This is a genomic window from Type-C symbiont of Plautia stali, from assembly GCF_059730935.1.
On sequence record NZ_AP035923.1, the window covers coordinates 3,128,789 to 3,147,625 of the forward strand.

An 18,837-nucleotide genomic window follows, 5' to 3' on the forward strand; every position below is an offset into this window, starting at 1 on the left:
TAGACTTGTGCGCCCGATCGCACCCACGGTAAGGAATCCTGATGTTGTGGTTTAAAAATATGATGGTTTATCGTCTGAATCGGGACATCCCGCTGTCCGCAGACGATCTGGAAAAACAGCTCGACGCCTTCACCTTCACGCCGTGCGGCAGCCAGGACATGGCCAAAACCGGCTGGGTCTCGCCGATGGGCAACCGCAGCGAAGCGCTGACGCATGTGATTAACGGTCAGATAGTGATCTGCGCCCGCACCGAGCAGAAAATTCTGCCGTCGCCGGTGGTGAAGCAGGCGCTGGAAGCCAAAATTGAGAAGCTGGAAGCGGAACAGAGCCGCAAGCTGAAAAAGACCGAAAAGGATTCGCTGAAAGATGAAGTGCTGCATAGCCTGCTGCCGCGCGCCTTCAGCCGTTTCAGTCAGACCTTTATGTGGATCGACACCGTCAACAATCTGATCATCGTCGACTGCGCCAGCGCGAAGAAAGCGGAAGATACGCTGGCGTTACTGCGTAAGAGCCTCGGCTCGCTACCGGTGGTGCCGCTGACGCTGGAAAATCCGATCGAGCTGACGCTGACCGAATGGGTGCGCTCCGGTGAATTGCCGGCAGGTTTCACCCTGATGGACGAGGCTGAGCTGAAGGCGATACTGGAAGATGGCGGCGTGATCCGCTGTAAAAAGCAGGATCTGGTTTCCGACGAGATCGCCACCCACATCGAAGCCGGTAAAGTGGTCACCAAACTGGCGCTCGACTGGCAGGAGCGTATTCAGCTGGTGATCGCCGATGATGCGTCGGTGAAGCGTCTGAAGTTTAGCGACACGCTGCGCGAGCAGAATGACGATATCGATCGCGATGATTTCGCCCAGCGTTTTGATGCCGATTTCATTCTGATGACCAGCGAGCTGGCGGCATTGATCAGCAATCTGGTGGAAGCGTTAGGCGGCGAAGCGCAGCGTTAAGCGGGCATCGCCGGCTGGAAGGATAGTACGGGTGTGTTTAACGGTCGCCATGAATGGCGCCCCTGCAAATATGCTGATTCATACCTGTAGGGTCAGCATTTATGCTGACCGCAGGCCACACACCTCATGCTGGCGCATAAAAAAAACCGGTAACGCCGCACAGGCATTACCGGTTGATAATGGATGCTGCTTTAACGCTTAAAGATAGCGGCACAGGTAAGACGTTGGCTCCGCCACCTGCAGGTGGAATTCGCTGTGGCCCGGCACGTTAAATACCGATCCGGCTTCGTACCATTTCCACTCGGCTTCGCCCGGCAGCAGCACTTTCAGCGCGCCGCTCACTACCGTCATCTCTTCCGGCTGACCGGTACCAAAGGTGTATTCGCCTTCCGCCATCACGCCAACGCTGGCCCGGCCAATGGTCACGCTGTCGAAACCAATGGATTTCACTTTTCCGTCGAAATACTCACTTACGTTGAGCATGTTACTTCCTCACAGCACATTAGGGTTACCGGCAGATTACAAGGGAACTCGCTGATCTGTCACGCGAATTAGCGCCGCCCGTCGCAAGTTGTGATCGGCCTCGATCAGACGATCAGTTCAGCCGCCAGTTTCGCCACCAGCACATTCGACAGCAGCACCGGAATGCCCAGCATGTTCTGCAGGAAATCGCGGTGTTTCTGGTGATAACCGATACAGTCGAGCACCACCACATCAGCGCCCTGCTCCTGCAGAGTCAGTCCGGCTTCCATCAGTTCGCTCTGCTGCGCCAGGTACGGGCTGGCGACGGCAAAACAGGGCGAGCTTTGCAGGTTTCGCCATTTGCTGGCCTGCTCAGCGATCTGCTCCTCAACCGGCACCACGATGCCGATTTTGTGCGCCTGTACGATGGCGCTGACCAGCGGCGGAATGATGCGATCCGGCTCCAGCAGCAGCGCCGACGTGGTTTTTAGCGTGCCGAACTCACCGGTACACAGCAGCAGAATGGTGTCGTAACCCTGCTGCTCCAGCGCGGTAATTTTACGCTGTAGTCCCTGTTCGACGGTGGCCGCCGCCAGCCGTACCTGTTCGCCGCTGCTCATGCGCGAAACCAGCACTTTATCACCCGGCGCAGGCGCGTATAACTGCTCCACTTCGGCCAGCGTCAGGCCATCCAGCAGACCGGCATGCGCGACGGCGTCGGCGGGCAAATGCTCCTGCAGCAGCGGCAAAATATCGCTACGCGGTGACTGGCCAATGGTTAAGGTTACAAGCGACGGTTTCATCATCAGGCTTTCCGGCTGCGCAGGTGGCTGAGGCTACCATACAAAGATAGCAGCAGCGCGTACTCCTGCGGGTCATAAAACTGGCAGGTCTCACGGCCAAACTCTTTGGCCACTTCCACCGCAAAGCGCACGGTCGCCGCGATGTCCACTTCATGGCTGGCGCCGGTGCCGCAGCCAGGCACCACGGATTGCGCACAAATCGCGACGCCCACCACTGGCACATCGGTGGCAGTGGACGGTTGCAGGATGCTATTGAGGTGATACACGCCGTTGCCGTAAGGAGTGATGTCCTGCGTGGTGATCGGGAACGTCACCGCAGGCTGACCGCTGGTCATCTCCATGATGCGCAGCAGATCTTCCGACACGCGCAGGATGTAGCCCTCTTTCACCGTGGGAGACAGCGCATAGCCCTTATGGTTGAGGATGCGGTTTCCTTTAGTGGTATCGATAGAGAGAATCGCGTCGACGCCCGCAACCACTTCGTTGTCATTCATGGTGATGTCGTCGCACGGCGAATCCATGAAGTCCACCGGCTCGTGCGGCCGGGTCGGCGCATCCGGACAAATATGCGTGGTTACGATCACATCGCCGGCCAGCACGTCGCCTTTGGTCTGCATCTGTGCCAGCTTCAGCGCGCTGCTCACCGCAGCAACCGCACCGTCGGCGTCGGACACCATGCCGATGCGCGTCGGGCGCGCACCGATGCCGCCGAGACGGCCAATGATCCCCAGCGTCGGCGCGCTGCCGCCCCGGCTTTTGCCCTGGGCGCCCGGAATGTCGATGCGCACAAAATCGGTGCGCCCTTTTGGCCCGCTGACGCGCTTAAAGCTGGCTTGCACGCCAGGATAGGCGGCGAACAGATCGACCACCTGCTGGCCATCCACGTAGGCGCTGTCGAGTAACTCAAAAACCTGTAGTGTCTGCTGTAAACTCATCGCTAAATCCCTGGATTATTTCTTACTGCTACTGGCAAAAAGTGAGTGGAAGAAGCTGTACAGCGCGTCGCCCGCAATGAATCCAGCGGCCATCACCTCCATCGGTGAACGTCCACGCTCGCCCCACACGCGCAGGATCAGGACACGTAACGCAATCCCGACCAGCACCGCCCAGCCTGCGGCGGCGTTGTTGATTAACAGACCGGTGGCTAACAGCACGCCGAGCTGGCGCTTAGGCCCGCCGATCAGCTGAATAATCGCCCCCGGAATCGCCCACATCAGCAGGCTACCGGCAATGCCCGGCTCCGCGCCGGCCTGAATAGTTTTGGCGTAAACGCGCGCCACCGGCGGCAGCAGGTTGTCGACAAAGAACAGGTTATGCGCATACCACACCACCGGAATTGCGATGACGAAAGCGATCATCGCGGCGATCAGCTGGATGCGGCGGCCCCACAGCTCCTGCTGCACATCGGCCCCGTTACCGCGCAGAATAAAGCCGGCCTTCAGGTCATAGCCCATATCAGCAAAGGCCGGACCGGTGGCCGCGGTGAAGCCGCACAGCAGGCACAGCGCCAGCGGCGGGAAGCCGAGCAGAATGCCGAGGATCAGGGTGATCAGCGCTACCGCGAAGGCCGGGAACCAGCCCGAGTGCATGGCGGCGATGCCGACAATCAGCTCATGCACAAAGGCGGCAAAGGCCGCGTAGATAATAAACAGCAGCAGCATCGGCAGGCCCATTTCGCTCCACAAGCCGCCACCCAGCGCCAGCAGCGCCGAGATCACGATATAGCCGACAGTCCCCAGGCCGAGCGCGCGTTTGACTTCGTTGTCACTGCGGCTGACGTTGAGGTTGTCGTGACGGCGGCTGCGAATCACCTGCACCACCTGAATCAGCGCCACCAGACCGGCTCCGACCATGACGCCGTGCGGAATGTACAGCGCGTTAATATCGATACCGGCAACCGGTTGCGCATAGGCACGCAGCAGGAAGCCGATGCCGAGCATGGTCAGCGCCCAGATATTGCCAATGAATGCCGTACCAAAAGCGGACATCGGGATTTTCAGCATTGAGCCCGCGACGCCGCCCACGATTCCAGCCACCAGCAGCCACGCCTGGCGACCGCCCTTATCACCGGCTTTGATCGCTTCTGCCGCCGCCACGCCCGGTGGCCATGCATTGCTGGCCGGGAACACGCGCGTATCAAACAGACGATACAGCAGCCACGCATCCAGCAGCATTGCCGCGCTGACGCCGACAAACAGCGGCAGCACCAGCTGCGGCTCACCCAGCGCCCACGGCACGGCAATCGGCATCAGCAGGCTGTTGGCAGCGCCGAAGGTGGCGGAAGAGATGGCGGTCTGTGCAAGGTTTTGCACTTCAACCGAACGGTAGCGGCGAAACCACTGCAGTGGAATGCGCGCCAGCAGCATGGCAAATAGCGCGCCGATAATAGAAGTATTGGGCGTTACCCCAATAGTTGTGATCAGCTGTACCCCAATGATGGCCCCTGCAACTGACAGCAGAACCAGCATCAGGCCCACGCCAATATTTTTTATTGGATTATCCAGACGCATATTATCCCCGTATTTTCACCCTGTAGAAAACGCGCAATGACATTGTGCCCGACACGCGGAACCTCAATGTTTTATTCATCGTTCCCTGATTATTGAAATAAGCAGGTCCGAAGACCTGCTATTTCCCCGGTGTGGCGCGAAGTATTACGCCTTGAAATCAAATTAGGGTTGTCCTGTTTTATTCAGGACGCTGCGCCGTATTTTTCGGCCATCAGTGCAGCCGTTGCGCGCAATTCGCTGAGCAGCGCTTCCGGATAACCCGGGGCCGCTTCCTGCGAAAGAAATGAGAGACACAATGCGGCACTTTCACCGCGGTGTTTATTGGTTACCGCTACGGCAAGCGAGCTAATGCCAGGCAGCGTTTCATTGCGTGCCAGTGCCCAGCCCTGCTGACGAATCAGCGCCAGCTCTTTGCACAGCGCATCGATATTCAGCGGTGAATTGATCGACGCGGTTTGCCAGTTATCGCTGAAGCGCGCGCGCACCTCGTCATCGCTCAGCTGCGCTAACAGCACGCGGCCGGTCGACGTGCCGGTAACCGATACCCGTGTACCCGGCGGCGTCACCAGCTGGGTAAAGAAGCGACCGTGGTACATGCGCATCACCAGCACATCGTCACCGTCCAGCACTGAGATATAGCCCATGCAGCCGCTGCTGGCCGCCAGGCGCGCCATCGGCGCCGATGCGCTGTCAATCAACGGTGTCGAAAGATAGTGCCCGGCAACGGACAACAGCACGCGGCCAATCTGAAAACAGCGGCTGTCGGGATCGCGCTCCAGTAAACCTTCGCTTTCCATGGTCGCCAGCAGGCGCGACACGGTACTTTTCGGCAGCCCCAGCGCCTCCACCACCTCGGTAAAGGTCAGGCCGGGATGGCCCTGCGCCACGCCAAAGCGCTGAAACAGCTTAAGCACGGCGGCGGCATTTTCGAGTGTGGTCATGGCGCTGGTTTCACTATATGGAACTGAGTTCCTGTATCGATAACCCGAAAGTAAAACGCGACGGTTTATCGGTCAAGCGCAAATTTTGCACCGGACAAAACGCAGGCTATTTAAGGCAGCAGAAAATAAGGGCTAAAGGCAAAATAAAAAGACGTTATCAGGCAGGAGAGCGATTAAACAGAAAAGACGGCAGCTTTTATCGCCGTAATTAGCGCATCAGGGAAAATAAAAAATCTATTTAGCGACCGGACGTAATTACGCCAAAGCGGGCATCCCTGCCCGCCGGGATTATTCTTTTTCCACATCTTCATAGCGGTCTTTGGCATCCTGCGCTTCCGCTTCCGATTTATGTTCGCTAATTAAGGTATCCGGACGTGGATGATCGGCCCGTAATTCATACCAGGTGACGGTATTGCCCGCCTGCCCTTTTTCAACGGCAACAATGCGCGCTTCTCGCGGATAGGGTGGTCTGGTTGGCATCGTTTTCCCTCTTATGTCAGGTTTCCACACAGACAGCGATGATCCTCTGCCTGCTATTGAGTATAGACAATCGAGGATCGCTGTAAAAAAGAGGGAGAATTCTTAGGCAGTTAGCTGGCGCGGGCGAGAGACAGCGATTGCAGAATATGTTCCACCACCTGCTCCGGTGCCTGCATCGCGTTGACTTCATGGTGCGCAGCCTGACGGTAGAGCTGCGCGCGTTCGCGCAGGATATCTTCCATCTCTTCCGCGATAGGCCGGCCGGTCAGGGTCGGACGCTGTGCCGCTTCTGGCTGACGCTCCAGCCGATCGGCCAGCACGCCAGAGGGCGCGTTGAGCCAGATGACCTGGCCATGCTCGCGCATGAAGTGGCGATTGACATCAGCCAGCACCATGCCGCCGCCGGTGGCGATTACGCTGGCAGGCGCGGTAACCGCCCGCAGCGATTCACTTTCACGCGCGCGAAAGCTGTCCCAGCCCTCCGTCGCCACAATCTCTGCCACGCTGCGCTGTGTGGTGAGCTGCAGGTGGTGGTCGGTGTCACGAAAGGCATAGCCCAGCGCTTGCGACAGCGCCTGGCCAATGGTGGTTTTACCGCAACCGCGTGCGCCGATCAGATAGATGGGTAATGACATCCGGGCTCATCCTCCGCCGTAGTCTGCCGCGCGGGCAACGTCATCAGGTCAATAATGCGTCGCATGATACCTGGATTTTATTTTATCAGCCAGCCGCGAAGCACGAATTACGCGTATTTCAGTGATAGCTAATGCCATTATTTTGATTTTTAACGGGAAAACGATGCGCATTTCGTGCATCAGGCGATTTGTAAGCGCGGGGCAACATTTGCTTACCAGGCCGCTGATTTACTTTCTGTCACGCAGCCCGCATATACGCTTTATAGTTCAGGCAACGGACGTCCTGTTGGTCGCCTGAAGAACAACACGCTATGCCTAACCGGAGGTTCACCATGCAGAGCCAGGAACAACAACTTATTGAAAGCCTGTTCAGCCGTCTGAAACAGGCAGAAAGCCAGAGCGGCCCGCGTGATGCCGGTGCCGAACAGTTAATCAATCAGCATTTACAGAGCCAGCCCGGTGCGCCCTACTACATGGCGCAGGCGATCCTGATTCAGGAAGCGGCGATGAAAAAGCTCAACGCGCAGGTATCGGAGCTGGAGAGCCGTCTGGCGCAGGCGCAGCAGCAGGCCCCGCAGCAAAGCAGCGGCGGCTTCCTGTCGAGCCTGTTTGGCGGCGGTTCACGCCCGGCGCAGCCGCAACAGCCGGCATGGAACAGCGCACCGCAACAGCCACAATATGCCGCACCGCCTCAGCAGCAGTATGCTGCACCGGCGCGCGGTACCGGTTTCCTGGGTGGCGCACTGCAAACGGCTGTCGGCGTGGCCGGCGGTGTGGTGATGGCGGACATGCTCACCAGCCTGTTCCACCATTCGCAGCCGGAAGAGATCGTTAATATCATCAACGAACCGGCGCTGCCGCAGGTGGATGATAATCTGGACACCTTCAACGGCAATGACAGCAACAATGCCTTCCTGAATGACAATTCAGGCTGGGACAACAACAGCTTTGCCGATAACAATGATTTCAACGATTTCGGCAGCGGCGGTGATTTTGACGACGACGACAGCTTCGTCTGATTAACGCTGACGTAACCATTTATCCAGTTCGTTGGCAAACTGCTGGCGGTCTCGTGGGCTTAGTGCCGACGGGCCGCCGCTCTGAATGCCGCTGGCGCGCATCGTTTCCATAAAATCGCGCATGGTCAGACGCTGGCGAATGGTATCGCTGCTGTAGCGCTCCCCGCGCGGATTCAGCGCTGCCGCCCCTTTCTCCAGCACTTCTGCTGCCAGCGGGATATCGCCGGTAATCACCAGCTCGCCCGGCTGCACGCGTTTCACAATCTCGTTATCGGCCACGTCAAAGCCGGCAGCCACCTGCAGCGTTTTCAGAAACGGCGACGGCGGTACGCGCAGCGGCTGGTTAGCGACGAAAGTCACGGTGACTTTGGTGCGCTCAGCGGCGCGATACAACACCTCTTTGATGACATTGGGACACGCATCGGCATCCACCCAAATCGACATGTTTAATCCTTATTAACGGGCAATGCCTGCGATCTTGCCGCGCTGACCGCGAATGGCAAATGTTATTTGTGCGCGACTTGTTATTCACCGCCGCTGACGTAAGCTAACCCACTGAGAAAACCGAACCACGTAAAGGATAAAGCGATGCTGGAGAAGAAAATCGGGTTTGTCGGCTGCGGCAATATGGCGAAAGCCATCATCAGCGGCCTGGTGAACAGCGGGCAGATCGCCCCGGCCAATATCTGGGTGCACGATCGAAAACCCGACACCAACCAGGCGATGGCGCAGCAGTATGGCGTGACGGCGGCAGAAAGCGTCGAGAGTCTGGCACGTGAAGTGGACATTCTGTTTGGCGCGGTGAAACCCAACGTGATTCTCAAAGTGCTCAAGGATCTGGCCGGCCAGCTGAAGAAAGATGCGCTGGTGGTGTCGATTGCCGCAGGTGTGACGCTGGATTCGCTGGCGGCGGTGCTCGGTCACGATCGTAAAATCATCCGCGTAATGCCGAATACGCCGTCGCTGGTCAACGAAGGCATGACCTCTATTACGCCGAACGTGCTGGTAGAACCGCAGGAAGTGGACGAGGTGGTGACCATTTTTGAGAGCTTCGGCAAAGCGGCGGTGGTGAACGAGTATCTGATTCATGCCGTGGTGGGTGTCAGCGGCTCGGCACCGGCTTACGTGTTTATGTTTATCGAAGCGATGGCAGATGCCGCCGTGCTGGGCGGCATGCCGCGGGCGCAGGCTTATCAGTTTGCGGCGCAGGCGGTAAAAGGTTCCGCCCAGATGGTGCTGGAGACCGGCAAACACCCTGGCGAACTGAAAGATATGGTGTGCTCACCGGGCGGCACCACCATTGAAGCGGTGAAGGTGCTGGAAGAGAAAGGCTTCCGCGCTGCGGTGATGGGCGCGATGCAGCAGTGCATGGCGAAGTCCGAGGCGCTGAGTAAGCAGTGATGGTGCGGATTTCCCCTCACCCTAACCCTCTCCCGCAGGCGGGAGAGGGGACTGTTGGGTGCGGACTTGAACCTTAACCCTGATACGCTTCAAACAGCGCCAGGCCTTGTTCCAGCGTCATTGGCTGCTGCATCTCATGCACCAGCGCGGCGGTGAGCGTATACATGCCGGCTGAACACACTGCCGCAATCATGCCCTGCTGGCAGTAAAAAGCGATGAAGCGTTTGTCCTGCAGCGATCCCAGCAGGCGATAATCGTCCCACTCCTCTGCATGCCCCAGATACTCATAGCGGGTGCCGTAATGCGCAGTCCAGAAGAACGGCACGCGATCGTACATGATGCGTTTGCCCAGCATATTCAGCGCGGCAATGCGCCCCTGCTGATGCGCCACGCGATAGTGCTCAATGCGCTGCACGCCACGCGGCGTGAGATAGCTGGCAATATCTCCCGCGACCCAGATGTTTTCACTGACCCGCAGCTGACTGTCGGCCAGCAGGCTGCCATCCTTCTGTAAGGGCAGGTCGTGAATAAAATGGGTGGCCGGCACAATGCCGGTGGCAAACAGCACCTGGCTGGCTGGCACGGTTTTGCCACCTTTGAGCCGCACGCCACTCACTGCGCCTTCGCCGGTCAGCGCTTCCGGTTCACCCTCGACAAATTTCACGCCGTTGCTGCGGTGCAGCTCATAAAAATGACGGCCAATCTCTTCGCCGAACTGGCTGGCAAACGGCAGCGGATGACGCGCCACCACCGTGACATCAATGTCACGGTTTCGCAGCGCACCGGCCACTTCCATACCGATAAAACTGTTGCCGATAATCACCAGCTGCTGCGCCTCATCCACCTGGGAAATCAGCGCATCGGCCTGGCGCAGTGAACGCAGCAGGTGCACGCCTTCCAGATCCTTGCCCGGGATATCAAGCGGCTGCGGCACGCCGCCGGTCGCGATCAGCAACTGGTCAAACTTCACCTGCTGCCCGTCTTTCAGCACCAGCGTCTGCTCCTGCGCCTTCAGCTGCACCACCTCCCCCTGCAGCCACACCACCGGGCCCAGCACATCCTGTTTCAGCAGCTTTGGTACCTCATCGATGGCCATCTTGCCGGAAGGGACAAATTTACTCAGCGTGGTGCGATCGTAAGGTGCGTCGCTTTCACGCTCGATACGCACAATACGGCCGCTAAAGCCTTCATCGCGCAGCGTCCAGATCGCAGCACTGCCCGCCGCGCCAGAGCCGAGAATCACGCACACCGGCGCTTCACCCTGAGCTACCGGCGCAATGGCCGGCGACATCGCCTGCGGATTGATCAGCACCTGCCCCTGTTCAATGCGCACCGGATAGCGTTTGAGATTGGCCAGCGCCAGCGGCTCGCACATTTTGCCATCGCGCAGCTCAAATACCGCCTTATGCCACGGACACACCAGTTTGTCGCCGCACACTGCGCCCTGCTCCAGCGGCGCGCCCGCGTGCGGACATTTTGCCTGCAGCGCCTGCACGCGGTCGCCGTCGCGAATCAGCACCATATCCGTTTCGCCGACGGTCACTTTAGTGGGTTTACGCTGCGCCAGCGCCTTGAGTTCCACGACAGATTGATAGCTCACGGTTCGCCTCCTTCGGGGTTATTCGTCTGATACGACAATTCCTTACAAAGAGTAAGTGTGGCAAAGCGTGAGGATTTAGCAGGAGAAACAAAGCGAAACGGCGGTTAACTGACTGTTAAACCGCCGTTTTAAGCGGCACGAAAGGATCAGAAGAAGACGCTGGGCACGATGATCAGCGCGAAAATCGCCACAATCAGTCCATGTTTGACCCAGTAATACAACCGGCGATTGCGTTTCTTCAGGTTCTGACCGGCATCGCGCAGCGCATAAACGTATTTGAAGATGCGGTTGAGGAAGCCGGTACGATCGTTTTCGTCGTTGGGCGATGCCGCTGCTGACATTAACGTCGAGCCCACCCAGTGATTGACCGCCTGTGCCCAGCGCCATTTCATTGGCCGCTCGATATCGCAAAACAGAATGATACGCGTCTGCTCGCTTTCATTCTGCGCCCAGTGCACGTAAGTTTCGTCGAAAATCACCGCCTGACCGTCGCGCCAGCTGTGGCGCTGACGATCCACTTCAATAAAACAGCGATCGTCGTTCGGCGTTTGCAGGCCGAGGTGATAGCGCACCGAACCGGCATAAGGATCGCGGTGTTTGCCCAGATGGCTGCCCGGCGGCAGTTCAGCAAACATGGCCGCTTTAACGCCGGGAATGTTGCTCACCAGTTCGGTGGTTACCGGACAGAGTTCGCGCGCTGACGGATGTGCATCGCTATACCATTTTAAATAGAAACGCTTCCAGCCACGCTTGAAGAAGGTATTAAATCCGGCATCGTTATGCGTCTGCGCCGCTTTAATGTGATCCTGCAGGCGAATAGCTTCATCGCGAATCACCTGCCAGTTATCGGTCAGCTGACGCAGCTCAGGAAAATCCTCAACCGGAAAATAGGGCTGTTTAGCCGGCAGTCGCGACAGCCCGGTCATAAACATATTGATCGGCGCCATAAAAGTGGAGTGATCAAATAACTGACGGGAAAACTTTTGCTTTTCCACGCCGCGTGAGTGGGCGTAAAGCACACTAATAATAAATACACCAATAATGATCGCAGCGACCATACAACAGGTTCCTTATGTTGCACGTAAAGCCGCTCTGGCCACGGTTAAGCGTCAGAGAGACTGGATGGGGAGAAATGGAATTTTATGTAAGCATTTTGTAAAGTTTTGGCAACGCGTGCCGTTTATGACAGAAAAAATACGTCGCGCATTAACCCTGCGAGTGCGGACACAAAAAAGCGGCCCGCAGGCCGCCAGAGGTTTAAGCACTCTTCTTCAGACAGCTGCTCATAAAGGTTTTACGCGCATCGCCGCTGAGTTTTTTCTCTCCTGCTTCGCTATTACAGCTTTTCATTTTCATCTGCTGCGGCGTCATATTGCCCATTTTGCTGTCTTTCTTCAGGCATTCGCTCATAAAGCTTTTACGCGCATCGCCTTTCAGATTTTGCGCGCCTGCATGCTGATTACACAGCGTCATTTTTTCCTGCTGCGCGGTTTTCTCCGCCGCGCCCGCACCGCCAGCCAGCAGCAGGCCTGCTGCCATTATTGCCACAAGACACGATTTCATTGCCGGTTTCTCCGTGTGATTATTGCCTGTTAAGCATGGCACGGAATAAGCAAAGCGGAAAAAAATCTATGCGCGTACGGCAGGATTATTCACGCGGGTGGTTGAGCAACTTTTCGACGTAATTGCGCAGCATCAGCGCGTCCGGATTTTCCTGCACGGAAGCGGCGGGCGGCATCGCGCGATCAATACCCGCCGCGATGTCGCTAACCTGGGCGGCATCCAGTCTGCGCAGCATGGCGGTGAGCACGATTTCCAGCGCCTCAACCTGGACCACTAATTCTTTAGACTCTTCTTCTTTTTCTGCCAGCTTGAGCAGGAGTTCCGCAATCAGGTTTTTCATGCGATGGACTCAGTCAGAATGGGAAAACAAAAATTAGCATTGGCAGGATTAAAACAACAAGAATTTTTGCCGGCCAGAGGAAAAATAATGGTTAGCCGAAGCGTAACAAAAGTGGCTGAAATTCAATATATAACGGCGAAACGTTTCACTGACAAAATACGCCGCAGATAAAACGTTTCGCATCGCTGCATTAATTATGCACTGGCGCTAAATTAACGCGGACCCTGATACCCATGGCCGGGACCGCCACCGCCAGGACCACCCCAACCTCCTCCTCCGCCGCCCGGCGGCGGAAAAAGACAACCGCTTAACGCGGACACCAGCGCCACAACGGCAGCGAGCTTAACGATACGGATCATATTGACCTCAGGTTGCTGAAATTGCGCTGAGTGTATGAAGCGGCAGTTAACACGACAATACAGAATGCTCCGCAACCCGGCGCTATTCATGCCTGCTCACCACGCTTAACGTTTTAGTGGCAAGAAACCGCTAAAAAAGCCTCACAGACCGCGCAATACACCAGCTTAAGTTACAGCGAACGCTGTGCCGCAAACGTCAATACTGCTCGCTGTGCGCGCAGTAACAAAATTGCGCGCTGCGTCTTTACAGCTAACGCCATTTCACGCAATGTGAGCGCAATACAATTAATGAGATCTCACTATGACCTTAGCGGCTGTTTCTCTGAGTGAAGTGCTGGCGCGCCGTGACTGGGAAAACCCGGTTATCACCAGCCTGCATCGCCTGGACGCGCATCCACCGTTTGCCAGCTGGCGCGATGAAGTCAGCGCGCGCGATGGCCATTCCTCACCTGCGCAGCAGCGGCTGAATGGTCAGTGGGCCTTCAGTTATTTTACCGCGCCGGAAGCGGTGCCGCACAGCTGGCTGCTACAGGACTTACCGGACGCCGCAACGCTGCCGGTGCCTGCCAACTGGCAGTTGCACGGCTACGACGCGCCCATTTATACCAACGTGCAGTATCCCATTCCGGTCAATCCCCCTTTAGTGCCACGCGAGAACCCCACCGGATGTTACTCGCTCACATTTAAAGTTGATGAAGGCTGGTTAAGCCAGGGACAAACGCGCATCATCTTCGATGGTGTCAGCTCGGCCTTTTATTTGTGGTGCAACGGACAGTGGATGGGCTATTCGCAGGATAGCCGCTTACCCGCCGAGTTTGATCTCAGCCACGCGCTGCAGCCGGGAAACAACCGTCTGGCGGTCATGGTGCTGCGCTGGAGCGACGGCAGCTATCTGGAAGATCAGGATATGTGGCGCATGAGCGGCATTTTCCGCGACGTGACGCTGCTGCACAAACCGGACACCCGCCTGAGCGATGTGCAGATCGAAACCGCGCTCAGCCCGGAATATCTGCGCGGCGATTTACGGGTGAGTGTCAAAATCCATGCCGGCGCGCGCCCGCTCAGTCAGTGTCGGGTACGCGTCACGCTATGGCGCAACGGCGACTGTATTGCGCAGCACGAACAGCCGCCGGGCAGCGCCATCATTGATGAACGTGGCCACTATCCGGAACGTACCCTGCTGGTGTTGCCGGTGCTGCAACCGCTGTTGTGGAGCGCCGAAACGCCTCATCTCTACCGTGCGGTCGTCACGCTGCTTGATGATGCCGGCGAGGTGATCGAAGCCGAAGCTTATGATGTGGGTTTCCGACGCGTCAGCATTGAGCACGGCCAGCTGTGCCTCAACGGCAAGCCGCTGCTGATACGCGGTGTTAATCGTCATGAGCACCATCCCGAGCGCGGTCAGGTGGTGGATGAAGCCAGCATGCGTCAGGACATTGAACTGATGAAGCGCCACAACTTTAACGCGGTGCGCTGCGCTCACTATCCTAACCATCCGCTGTGGTATCGGCTGTGCGATGAGTACGGCCTGTACGTGGTTGACGAAGCCAATATCGAAACGCACGGCATGCAGCCGATGAACCGCCTCTCCGACGACCCGCGCTGGTTTGCCGCCTATAGCGAACGCGTAACGCGCATGGTGCAACGCGATCGTAATCATGCCTGCATCATCATCTGGTCGCTGGGCAATGAGTCCGGCCACGGCAGCACGCACGATGCGCTGTACCGCTGGGTGAAAAGCAGCGATAGCACGCGCCCGGTACAGTATGAAGGCGGCGGTGCCAACACGGCGGCCACCGATATTCTGTGCCCGATGTATGCGCGCGTCGATCAGGACCAGCCCTTCCCGGCGGTGCCGAAGTGGTCCCTGAAAAAATGGATCAGCCTGCCGGATGAAGCGCGTCCGCTGATCCTGTGTGAATACGCCCATGCGATGGGAAACAGCTTTGGCGGCTTTGCCAAATACTGGCAGGCATTTCGCCAGTTTCCGCGGCTGCAGGGTGGCTTCGTCTGGGACTGGGTCGATCAAAGCCTGACGCGCTATGACGAACACGGCCAGCCGTGGCAGGCGTACGGCGGCGATTTCGGTGACACGCCCAACGATCGCCAGTTCTGCATGAACGGGCTGGTGTTTGCCGATCGCACGCCGCATCCGGCGCTGTTTGAAGCACAGCGCGCCCAGCAGTTTTTCCGGTTTACGCGCGATCCCGGCGATGCGTATCGCGTGACCGTCACCAGCGAATATTTATTCCGCCGCAGCGACAACGAACGGCTGCGCTGGTGGATTGAGCAGGACGGTGTAACCCTCGCGCGCGGTGAATGGGTGCTGGATCTCGATGCCGAAGGCAGCCACACCTTTACCGTGCCCGCGCCTGAAGCGCTGCAGGGTGAAGCGTGGCTCAACCTCGCGGTGCATCAGATCGCCGCCACGCCCTGGTCTGAGGCGGATCATCGCGTGGCCTGGGATCAGTGGGCGCTGCCGGCCGCACTGCCGGTTACGTTGCCGCCGCTCAGCGCCTGCGCGCCCCAGCTGGAAACCAATCACAATCTGGTGGCGGTGGTGCTGCCCACGCAGCGCTGGCACTTCTGTCGCCGCAGCGGCGCGCTGCTGCAGTGGTGGGTGAACGATCGTGAAACCATGCTGACACCGCTGGAGGAGTGCTTTATTCGCGCACCGATCGATAATGATATCGGCACCAGCGAAGCTGCCAATATCGACCCTAACGCCTGGGTCGAGCGCTGGAAACGCGCGGGCTATGATCGGCTGCAAACAGAGCTGCTGGCGATGCAGGTCGACAGCCTGCAGCACAGCGTGCAGATTGAAACCTGGCATCGCGTACTGGGTGAGGGTCAGCATCTGTTTACCAGCCATAAGCGTTATGGCATCAGCGGCGATGGCGAACTGACTATCAGCGTCGATGTACAACAGGCCGCCGGTCTGCCGCCGCCCGCGCGCATCGGCCTGCGCTGCCAGCTGGCTCAGGTCCCGCACCAGGTGAGCTGGCTGGGACTGGGGCCTCATGAAAACTATCCGGATCGCCAGCTGGCGGCGCAGTTTTCACGCTGGCAGCTGCCGCTGGCGGCGCTCAGCACCGGCTACGTCTTTCCGGGTGAGAATGGCTTGCGCTGCGGCACGCGCCAGCTGGATAGCGGCAGCTGGCAGATCAGCGGCGACTTTGCCTTCTCGCTCAGCCGCCACAGCCTTGAGCAGCTGCGCGCCACCTCGCACCGCCATTTGCTGCAGGACGAACCCGGCTGCTGGCTGCATCTTGACGGCTTCCATATGGGCGTCGGCGGCGACGATTCGTGGAGCCCGAGCGTCAGCCCGGAGTTTTTGCTTTCTCAGCGGCGCTGGCACTATGCGCTGACGCTGCGTCAGCCGGCTTAGTGGCGGCCGCCGGGCTAAGGGGTTTCAGCTCGGTTTTTGGCCGGCGATAGAAGCGCCGCAGCAACAGCACGTTGAGCAGGACGACGACCGCGGTAGCGAAGAATACCCAGCGGTAACCGGTGGCGGCTGAGACCGCTGCGCCCAGCAGCGGTCCGGCGACGTTACCGAGGTACATGAACGACTGGTTATAACCAAAAATACGGCCGGTGACGTTATCGCGTGAATGACGCACCAGCAGCGTTTGCACCGCCGGCATCATCGCGCCATCGGCAAAGCCGAGCAGAAAGCGCAGGACGCCCAGCTGCGTGGCGCTGGTGACAAACGACATGGCAATCAGCAGCAGCAGCGAGGCGATCATGGTCGCCAGTAAAATACGCTGGGTACCGATGCGATCGCCGAGTTTGCCGAGACGCGGTGCGGCGATGAGTGCCGACACGCCGGGCAGTGCGGCAATCACACCACTGAGAAACGCGATATTCTGCGCATCCGGCGCCAGCTCACGCACGAACAGCGTCAGGATAGGATTCACCGAGCCGTTACACATCTGAATCACCATGGTGGTGACGAACAGGCAGAACATCAGGCGTGGATTATCGAGGCTGCGCATCACCTCACGCCCGCTCAGTTTGTCCTGCTTGCTCACCGGCGTGTAGCCGGTCTCCTTAATCAGAAACAGCGTCACCAGAAAGCTGACCATCAGCAGTACCGCGGTAACGATAAACACCATGCGCAGGCCCAGCCAGTCAGCCAGCAGACCGCCAATCATCGGCCCGAGGATCACGCCGCCAATTTGTCCGGTCGACACGCAGCTCAGCGCCCAGCCGCTGCGCTCACGCGGCACCTGCGCGGCCACCAGCGCCATGGCGTTGGGAATATAACCGGACGTCAGTCCCATCAGCGCGCGCAGCAGCAACAGCTGCCACGCCTGAGTGACAAACGCCTGCAGCAGAATCACCGCGCCCATGCCAAACGAAGCGCGCAGCAGCATCAGCTTGCGCCCTTTGCGATCGGCAAGGCTGCCCCACAGCGGCGCCACGGCGGCAGAAACAATAAAGGTGACACTGAAGGTCAGGCCTGACCAGATACTGAGCGCGTTGCCGCCACGGATACCCAGCTCTTCCACGTAAAGCGGCAGGAAAGGAATGATCTGACTAATGGCCAGGCCGGTAAAAAAGCAGCCAAACCAGACGGATATCAGATTGATCTTCCAGGATTCGATGGAGCGTAGCATGAGCGCAGATGTCAGAAAAAATGAAACGAGGGTTCAGTCTAACAACCTCGTAACATTGCCGGACGGCAAAACATGGCATGAGGATGAAAACGCAGTTTTTCGCTGCCGGGCGTGATTCTGCTCACAGCAAATAGGGCAATGCCTCACTTTTGTAGTGTCTTTATGTGCGGTTACCTGGCATAAGGCCCGATAAGCGCATCGCGAGAGACGGCAAACGTGAAAAAATATGACGATTCGTTACTGACAATATTCCACACCGCATCTATGTTTAAAAAATCACCAGTCATCACTGGCGAGGCGCTGCCCGTCCTGGACAGTCCGCATGCTTAATTCAGGTTTTCAGTTGCTGCCCGTCGTGGGTGGCAGGCTTCGTTGTCTCTGCGGAGGTCGGCTATGAGAACGCACCATGACAGCGCCAGTCGGGCGATTACCGACTATTTCAACAGCCCCGCCTGGCACGCGCCGCACGAGAGCGATTTGCTGGCCGCCATCATGCGCGAGCTGATGGATGATGGCCAGCCCGCCACCAATAAAGCGGTGATTGCCCGCGTGATTACCCGGCTGGAAGTGGAAGGCGATGAACAGCGCCTGCAGAGTTACCGCAACCTGCTGGCGCAGCTGTTAGAAGCAGGGCCGCAAAAATAGCGGCCCCGGAGATTATTTCACCACCCGCAGCTGGTCGGCTTCGCTGACCACTGCTTTACCGCTCTGACGCTGATACAGGCACAGTTCCCGCCCCAGCTGATTTTTCATGTGCTTTTGCGGATAGCGGCCTTCGAGCAACAGCGCATCGTAGCCAACGCTGTCGTCGTACATGATCGGCTTACCCACCACTTTCACCGCTTTCAGACCGCTGGCCTGCACACACGCCTGCTGCAGGTTTTTATCGTGTTGCTGCCATGCCGCCTCGCTTGAGGCCTGCGCCAGCGGGCTGAGCAGCAGCGTCAGACACAGCGTTCGGGTCAGGTATTTCATCGTCACTCCTGTAAGGTCAGTCTGTTATTGCTGCCTGTACGCCAGGCGCCGCAGAGCCGCGATTCATCGCGCGCTATGGCGGAGGCAATATGGCGCAGCAGGCAGGTTATAGCGAAAAAAATTCCCGCCGTAGCGGGAAGAAACAAGACGAGCATTGCATATTCGAGAGTGACGAGG

Annotated in this window: 21 protein-coding genes; 7 read left to right on the forward strand and 14 right to left on the reverse strand. The window is 58.1% G+C overall.

What is annotated here, in order from left to right:
- Window positions 1-41 precede the first annotated feature (41 nt).
- Complete coding sequence (gene rdgC, locus AC6I7J_RS14855) at window positions 42-953, forward strand: recombination-associated protein RdgC (RefSeq protein WP_021507129.1); 912 nt, start codon at window positions 42-44, stop codon at window positions 951-953.
- A gap of 198 nt (window positions 954-1,151) precedes the next feature.
- On the opposite strand, the gene ppnP is transcribed toward rdgC, so the two are convergent.
- From ppnP to AC6I7J_RS14880, 5 genes are all read right to left on the reverse strand, one after another.
- Window positions 1,152-1,436: a pyrimidine/purine nucleoside phosphorylase gene (gene ppnP / locus AC6I7J_RS14860; RefSeq protein ID WP_010616577.1), complete on the reverse strand. Its 285-nt coding sequence runs from the start codon at window positions 1,434-1,436 to the stop codon at window positions 1,152-1,154.
- A 104-nt stretch (window positions 1,437-1,540) separates the two neighbouring features.
- A complete protein-coding gene (locus AC6I7J_RS14865; protein ID WP_058758052.1) occupies window positions 1,541-2,218 on the reverse strand; it encodes an AroM family protein in 678 nt (225 codons plus the stop codon).
- A 2-nt stretch (window positions 2,219-2,220) separates the two neighbouring features.
- Window positions 2,221-3,153, reverse strand: coding sequence for a DUF1177 domain-containing protein (locus AC6I7J_RS14870; protein WP_021507226.1), 933 nt, complete (start codon window positions 3,151-3,153; stop codon window positions 2,221-2,223).
- Window positions 3,154-3,168: 15 nt separating this feature from the next.
- Window positions 3,169-4,728, reverse strand: coding sequence for an OPT/YSL family transporter (locus AC6I7J_RS14875; RefSeq protein WP_058769365.1), 1,560 nt, complete (start codon window positions 4,726-4,728; stop codon window positions 3,169-3,171).
- Window positions 4,729-4,910: 182 nt separating this feature from the next.
- On the reverse strand, window positions 4,911-5,669 hold the full coding sequence (locus AC6I7J_RS14880) for an IclR family transcriptional regulator (RefSeq protein ID WP_058757986.1): 759 nt from the start codon (window positions 5,667-5,669) through the stop codon (window positions 4,911-4,913).
- 17 nt (window positions 5,670-5,686) lie between these two features.
- Between AC6I7J_RS14880 and AC6I7J_RS14885 the strand changes: the two genes are divergently transcribed.
- On the forward strand, window positions 5,687-5,881 hold the full coding sequence (locus AC6I7J_RS14885; protein WP_132466392.1) for a hypothetical protein: 195 nt from the start codon (window positions 5,687-5,689) through the stop codon (window positions 5,879-5,881).
- A gap of 76 nt (window positions 5,882-5,957) precedes the next feature.
- Here AC6I7J_RS14885 and AC6I7J_RS14890 read toward each other — a convergent pair whose 3' ends face one another.
- On the reverse strand, window positions 5,958-6,149 hold the full coding sequence (locus AC6I7J_RS14890) for a YaiA family protein (RefSeq protein ID WP_021507229.1): 192 nt from the start codon (window positions 6,147-6,149) through the stop codon (window positions 5,958-5,960).
- A gap of 110 nt (window positions 6,150-6,259) precedes the next feature.
- A complete protein-coding gene (gene aroL, locus AC6I7J_RS14895; RefSeq protein WP_021507230.1) occupies window positions 6,260-6,784 on the reverse strand; it encodes a shikimate kinase AroL in 525 nt (174 codons plus the stop codon).
- A 332-nt stretch (window positions 6,785-7,116) separates the two neighbouring features.
- Between aroL and AC6I7J_RS14900 the strand changes: the two genes are divergently transcribed.
- Window positions 7,117-7,803, forward strand: a complete 687-nt coding sequence (locus AC6I7J_RS14900) for a DUF2076 domain-containing protein (RefSeq protein WP_058775202.1) — start codon at window positions 7,117-7,119, stop codon at window positions 7,801-7,803.
- Here the strand turns inward: AC6I7J_RS14900 and AC6I7J_RS14905 are convergent, their stop codons facing one another.
- Window positions 7,804-8,247 (reverse strand): YaiI/YqxD family protein, encoded by a 444-nt coding sequence (locus AC6I7J_RS14905; RefSeq protein WP_010616571.1) that lies wholly within the window; start codon window positions 8,245-8,247, stop codon window positions 7,804-7,806.
- Window positions 8,248-8,391: 144 nt separating this feature from the next.
- On the opposite strand from AC6I7J_RS14905, the gene proC reads away from it, so the two are divergent.
- Window positions 8,392-9,204, forward strand: a complete 813-nt coding sequence (gene proC, locus AC6I7J_RS14910; protein ID WP_021507232.1) for a pyrroline-5-carboxylate reductase — start codon at window positions 8,392-8,394, stop codon at window positions 9,202-9,204.
- 73 nt (window positions 9,205-9,277) lie between these two features.
- Here proC and AC6I7J_RS14915 read toward each other — a convergent pair whose 3' ends face one another.
- The 4 genes from AC6I7J_RS14915 to iraP form a co-directional block, all read right to left on the reverse strand.
- Window positions 9,278-10,804: an FAD-dependent oxidoreductase gene (locus tag AC6I7J_RS14915; protein ID WP_498006054.1), complete on the reverse strand. Its 1,527-nt coding sequence runs from the start codon at window positions 10,802-10,804 to the stop codon at window positions 9,278-9,280.
- Window positions 10,805-10,950: 146 nt separating this feature from the next.
- Entirely contained in the window at window positions 10,951-11,862 is a 912-nt protein-coding gene (gene lpxO / locus AC6I7J_RS14920) for a lipid A hydroxylase LpxO (protein WP_021507234.1), read from the reverse strand.
- A gap of 199 nt (window positions 11,863-12,061) precedes the next feature.
- On the reverse strand, window positions 12,062-12,367 hold the full coding sequence (locus AC6I7J_RS14925; protein WP_058757988.1) for a PsiF family protein: 306 nt from the start codon (window positions 12,365-12,367) through the stop codon (window positions 12,062-12,064).
- An 85-nt stretch (window positions 12,368-12,452) separates the two neighbouring features.
- Entirely contained in the window at window positions 12,453-12,707 is a 255-nt protein-coding gene (gene iraP / locus AC6I7J_RS14930; protein WP_021507236.1) for an anti-adapter protein IraP, read from the reverse strand.
- Between the two features lie 18 nt (window positions 12,708-12,725).
- Here iraP and AC6I7J_RS14935 point away from each other — a divergent pair, with 18 nt between their 5' ends.
- Window positions 12,726-12,878: a hypothetical protein gene (locus AC6I7J_RS14935; RefSeq protein WP_222985686.1), complete on the forward strand. Its 153-nt coding sequence runs from the start codon at window positions 12,726-12,728 to the stop codon at window positions 12,876-12,878.
- A gap of 489 nt (window positions 12,879-13,367) precedes the next feature.
- A complete protein-coding gene (locus tag AC6I7J_RS14940) occupies window positions 13,368-16,454 on the forward strand; it encodes a beta-galactosidase (protein ID WP_498006057.1) in 3,087 nt (1,028 codons plus the stop codon).
- Here AC6I7J_RS14940 and AC6I7J_RS14945 read toward each other — a convergent pair.
- Window positions 16,387-17,685, reverse strand: a complete 1,299-nt coding sequence (locus AC6I7J_RS14945; protein WP_088516215.1) for a multidrug efflux MFS transporter — start codon at window positions 17,683-17,685, stop codon at window positions 16,387-16,389. The two genes, AC6I7J_RS14940 and AC6I7J_RS14945, sit on opposite strands and share 68 nt — an antisense overlap.
- A gap of 393 nt (window positions 17,686-18,078) precedes the next feature.
- On the opposite strand from AC6I7J_RS14945, the gene AC6I7J_RS14950 reads away from it, so the two are divergent.
- The gene (locus AC6I7J_RS14950; RefSeq protein ID WP_021313231.1) at window positions 18,079-18,330 is read left to right on the forward strand and encodes a biofilm development regulator YmgB/AriR family protein; all 252 of its coding nucleotides are present in this window, start codon (window positions 18,079-18,081) and stop codon (window positions 18,328-18,330) included.
- Window positions 18,331-18,342: 12 nt separating this feature from the next.
- Here the strand turns inward: AC6I7J_RS14950 and AC6I7J_RS14955 are convergent, their stop codons facing one another.
- Window positions 18,343-18,660, reverse strand: a complete 318-nt coding sequence (locus AC6I7J_RS14955) for a hypothetical protein (protein WP_021507239.1) — start codon at window positions 18,658-18,660, stop codon at window positions 18,343-18,345.
- Window positions 18,661-18,837 lie beyond the last annotated feature (177 nt).